This window comes from Lactiplantibacillus sp. YT640 (assembly GCF_049745435.1).
GTDB classification, from domain to species: Bacteria; Bacillota; Bacilli; order Lactobacillales; family Lactobacillaceae; genus Lactiplantibacillus; species Lactiplantibacillus plantarum.
Genome location: NZ_JBMNVY010000070.1, coordinates 1 through 3,590, shown reverse-complemented (window position 1 = coordinate 3,590; position 3,590 = coordinate 1). Strand labels below are relative to the sequence as shown.

The 3,590-nt window shown below is 36.4% G+C and carries 2 protein-coding genes and 1 pseudogene; all 3 read right to left on the bottom strand.

Translation table 11 applies throughout. From position 1 onward, the window contains the following. Positions 1-429: 429 nt before the first annotated feature. Positions 430-2,154 carry a glycoside hydrolase domain-containing protein gene (locus tag ACOV1R_RS15850; protein WP_021730106.1) on the bottom strand — a complete coding sequence of 575 codons (1,725 nt, stop codon included), beginning with the start codon at positions 2,152-2,154 and terminating at the stop codon, positions 430-432. Positions 2,155-2,227: 73 nt separating this feature from the next. Further along, a pseudogene (locus tag ACOV1R_RS15845) lies at positions 2,228-2,836 on the bottom strand (glycoside hydrolase domain-containing protein); the annotation flags it as partial. A 356-nt stretch (positions 2,837-3,192) separates the two neighbouring features. Next, positions 3,193-3,549, bottom strand: a complete 357-nt coding sequence (locus tag ACOV1R_RS15840; RefSeq protein ID WP_219033554.1) for a type II toxin-antitoxin system YafQ family toxin — start codon at positions 3,547-3,549, stop codon at positions 3,193-3,195. Positions 3,550-3,590 lie beyond the last annotated feature (41 nt).

Sequence of the window (3,590 nt, the reverse complement as noted above, 5' to 3'; positions counted from 1 at the left end):
TTTTTTTGAGCCTGCTGTACAGTTTTTTTCCTAGTTACAATGTCATGCCTTGCAGCGTTGAATAGGAGTGAAAAGCCTATTAATGCAACAATTATTAATATAAAGCCGAATGAATTGGTAACTCCAACTTCTGAAGTGAAATTTAGAAAAAAAGGGCCCAAATATTTGGAGATGAACCAACTAGATAAAATTGAAATAATAATTGTAAGAATGTTTTTAAAATAGCCATTTTCAATGATAGTATCATTTATATGGTCACATAAATATAAAAAATCAATTGTTATGAGAAAAAAAACAACTAATATTACGATTAACCATGAGTACAAGGCTGATTTAGCACCTCTTTCTATTTTTTAGATAAAAGTAAAAAACTAAAATAAGTAAAATGATAAACTAATATATATAGTTTATCATTTTGCTTATTACTTTCTATGCGTTTTGTTCAATTAACTTGCGAAAAGCTTTAGCGGCGTCTTTTGCTTCACTGTCAGTATAAGAAGGATATTTTTGTAATTTAAACTTTTTAAAAGCCAATAAAGCGGTTTTATAAGCTGCACCCCATGAACCTGTACCACCTTTTAAAAGAGTATATGTGTCGTTCTGTAGTGAATCAAGGTCATCATCAAAACGATTACTTAGGTAAGAATTAAAGCGAACGGAGCTTTCATTACCGGTGTAATAAGTTTTAATAATTTTGGATATAGTTTGGTTGTTTTGCGAATGGATTGTACTGTAAACGTTAAGTGCATCCAAATCGTCAACCAAATCTTCCCTTCCAAATTGCCCTTTATTACCTACATATGCAGTAATTGATTCATAAAAAGAGCCGTATTTTTTCTGGTTAAGATGAGCATCTTCTATACTTGTTAAAAGATCTCCACACCAGCCCCCAAGGTCCTGAATTCCTGAGGCTGACTGTGGTTCTCCCCAAAATAAAAGTGCGTTTAAAGAAGCCATCATGTGTGGTAAGCCAATTTTTATGCCAGTAGTACTATCATAAAGAGTTTCGAAGTCACTTTCTTTTGAAACATGTAATGCTGAGTTTGCGAATGCTAACCAGCTAGTATTTAATCCACCGGCCAAGGGTGCCCAACTTGGTGAAGAATAGGAAAATTGTCTATAAAATTGGGTAACAAGTTGTTCAGCAGGTGTTGAAGAGCTTTCACCGCTGATATAACTATATGCCTGGTCTTCTACTTGTTGCAGTTGGGTAAAGAAAGCAGCGTTAGGATTTATATTAACTTTGGTAACTTTAGAAACTCCGTTATCTTTACCAGAGACAGCAACTTGATCCATATCAATCCCTGTTGAAGCTCCAGTAAATTCATTGAATTGATCAAAGCTCCAATTTTCAGGCATTTTGAACCCTAAATTTCCGCTCCATCCAGAAGACATATCAGCAACAAAACTATACTTAACTAAGTGGTTTACATGCAAGCACGCATTGCGTGTTCCATAAATACCTGCTTTATATTCAGTTGATCCTATAATACCAGTAATACCCTCGAAATAGGGGACAACCGTACTACTCATGTTTCCATCTTGAATATCAACATCAACGGCAAAATAGATAACTGTCCCACTTGGTAGGCCAAGCTGACGTGCAGTATTAACGGCAATAGAAGCGTCTGCGAAACCTTGCTTGCTATTAAAATAACTTTCTTCATAACCTCCATCTTCGTAAATCGGAAAAATCTTAAGGTTAGCATCTAATAGCAGTTTAACTTCAGTGTTAGTCAAATTTTTATCTCGTTTATCAGCACCAGTCCCGACGCTTCCTGTCAAATAACGGCCGATAATGTTATAGCCAGCTGCTTTCAGTGATTTAGCCGTAGCAGCTGATGTGATTTGAGTAGCCATGTCGACACCATCTGAAGATCGGTTAGTGTTACCATTACTAGTTAATAAGCCTTTGATCACAGTTAGGTCAGCAGTTGAAGTATAAGGAGGCAACTTCATGAATTTTCTAAAGGAAACTATACCGTCGGCAACATTTTGTGTAAATTGGCCATTGAAGGCGCCTGAATAGAAACCATTAACGTAAAGACCATATTGAATAATTTTAACGATTGCCCCAGTTGCGCCAGAATTAACAGTTGGTGTTTTATTGATCGTACCAGGACCATAATAACCATTAGCAGTTCCAGTATCCATACCTTCCACTGACTGCAAAGCATAAATCAAAGCAGTGTTCGTATCCCTTTGATAAATTNTTATTGATCGTACCAGGACCATAATAACCATTAGCAGTTCCAGTATCCATACCTTCCACTGACTGCAAAGCATAAATCAAAGCAGTGTTCGTATCCCTTTGATAAATTCCATCACATGGTAAAATACCAGTGTAAGCTTGATAATCATGATTAAGCTGTTGTTGCATTGAACGGATTTTAGCGTCCCCACCAGGAACTAAAACAAACGCGCTCATTGTCAACAAGGCTTTCATAATATCCGAGTTTACATTGGCGCTGGTGTCTTTGATACCGGCGTCTTTTTTTAATTCAACGACAGCAGCAGCCGTGTTAGTAGTAAATTCTCCGGTAAAGTCTTCAGGGTTGATACCCTTACACCAAAAGCCACCTTGGATTATTTTAACAACATTGTGCTTAAAGCCAGTTTTAACTTTATTAGCAAATTGAGTATCCCATTTAGCGGCAGTTGAAGGGCCAAAATTATCAACTAGATCTGTGATACCTAATTCGTGTTGCAGGGCTCTAGTTAACCCATAAACTGTGTTCCAACCAGTATTACCGTCCTCGGGTACTTTACCAAAGCCAGAAACTTTACCGTAAGTTTTGTTGAGCCAGACTTGTGTTTCTTTTACCATTTCATCCATACATAAATCGTCCTTTCTGTGTTGTTTAGCAACCATAAGCGCCTACAACGAACAAGCTATCAAATGAGTAAGCAGTTTCTGATTCAACCTCCTTAAAAATTATTTGCTCAATATTCGAACACACGTTCGAGTAGACGGCTTAATTTTAGCACAGAAAAACAAGAAAACAAATTTTTGTCGGATTATTTTCGAACAAAAAAGATCTTCCAGGAAAATGGGAAGATCAAGTAAGCTATATATTTTTAAGGGCCCATTTTTACCAAATAGACCCTCAAAATCATTATTAAAATAACCCCCAATATCTATAATGTAGATGTTGGGGGTTATTTGTTTTTATATGGTATAAATGACTTCTCTTATTCGTCATTTTTTCGATACCTTTTAGCACGATTTTGACCAGGAAATAAACGATCATGCGATCCGACTCGAATGCCAATTAAGACTAGTTCATCTGTATCAATCGTATAAACCACCAGGACATCGTTAGTTTCGCTTGGTGTTTTGTTTTTCGGGGTATCTCGTAAGTGAAATTCATTATAACCGCTCATTCGCCGATTAAGCTCATGATCTTCAAATTCTGGTGGTAATTGTTGTTGTTCGAGCAATAGGTCAATGGCTGCTCGAACTTCGTCAATAATAGTTTTATCTAAACTGGCTAATCGCTTTAGGTCAGCATTAAAGGTTGCACGTGGTTTAAATCTTAGTTTTTTCATTATTTAAACTGACCCCAATAATCATCATCTGATTCAACAAT